Here is a 1,249-nt window from a genome sequence, read left to right on the forward strand (position 1 = left end):
GTGGCGGGGTGAGGGCGGCGGTTTCGTCGAGGTCGATGGAGCCGTCGCTGTTGGCATCCAACTGGGCGAACAGCTCGTCGATGTCGAGGGTGATACCGCTGTCGCTTTCCTTGGCGTTGGCCAGCGCGGTGCCGAGTTCGTCCTTGGCGACGCTGCCGTCGCCATTGCTGTCCAGCAGGCTGAACAGCTTCTCCTGCAATTTCGCTTGTCCCGAGGCGCAGTCGCCACTGCTGCTGGTGCCGCTGGCGGTGCTTTTCGAGGAGAGCGCCGAGCCATAGCTGCCGTAGCTGCTATAGCCCGAGTAACCACTGACGCCACTGATCATGGGAGTCACTCCTGTGCGTGATGGCAAGGCCGGAGTGGGTTCTCCGGTGCTCGCAGGTTCAGGCGCAAGCGTGTCGGGGGTTTATGCGCTTTGTATCGGCACGGAGACAGGGTCAGGCGCGGGGGATGGTGAGGGTGGCCAGCAGGCCGCCGCCGGGGTTTTCGCCCAGGACCAGGTCGCCGCCCTGGCGCCGGGCGGCCTCGCGGGCGATGGTCAGGCCCAGGCCGACGCCACCGGAGCTGCGGTTGCGCGAGCCTTCGAGGCGGAAGAAGGGTTCGAACACCGCTTCGCGTTGCTCGGGGGCGATGCCGGGGCCGTGGTCGCTGACGCTGATGCGCACCTCGGCGGGGCGGTCTTCCAGGCGGATCAAGGCATGCCCGGCGTAGCGCAGGGCGTTCTCCACCAGGTTGCTGACGCAGGAGCGCAACGCCATGGGTTGGGCCCGCAGCGGCGCGCACTGGCCTTGCGCGCGCACGTCGGCGCCACGGTCCTGGGCGTCTTCGGCCATGGATTCCACCAGGGCCTGGAGGTCGAACATCTGCAGCGCTTCGTCGGCGCGTTGCTGGTGCAGGTAGCTGAGGGTGGCGTCGAGCATGGCGACCATCTCGCCGAGGTCCTGGTCCATGCGCTGGCGCAACTGGGTGTCCGGCACCTGCTCCGCGCGCAGCTTGACCCGGGCGATGGGCGTGCGCAGGTCGTGGGAGACGGCGGCGAGCATGCGGCTGCGCTGGGCCACCTGCTCGCGGATGCGCTGCTGCATCAGGTTGAAGGCGTGGGCGGCCTGGCGCACCTCGCGCGGGCCGCGCTCCTCCAGGGGCGGGGCCTGGAGGTTCTCGCTGAGGCGGTCGGCGGCGCTGGCCAGGCGCTGGATGGGCCGCGACAGGACGCGGGCGCCGTACCAGGCGGCGACGATGAGGGTCAGCA

At 69.7% G+C, this 1,249-nt stretch carries 2 protein-coding genes; both read right to left on the bottom strand.

Features of this window, described 5'->3' with window-relative positions:
- Positions 1 to 325 (bottom strand): EF-hand domain-containing protein (locus DMX10_RS32245; RefSeq protein WP_146603120.1); only part of this gene is annotated, 325 nt, incomplete at its 3' end.
- Positions 326 to 437: 112 nt separating this feature from the next.
- On the bottom strand, positions 438 to 1,249 hold an 812-nt coding region (locus DMX10_RS32250), incomplete at its 5' end, for an ATP-binding protein (protein ID WP_111264894.1).

Source organism: Pseudomonas sp. 57B-090624, assembly GCF_003234055.1.
Classification (GTDB): Bacteria; Pseudomonadota; Gammaproteobacteria; order Pseudomonadales; family Pseudomonadaceae; genus Metapseudomonas; species Metapseudomonas tohonis.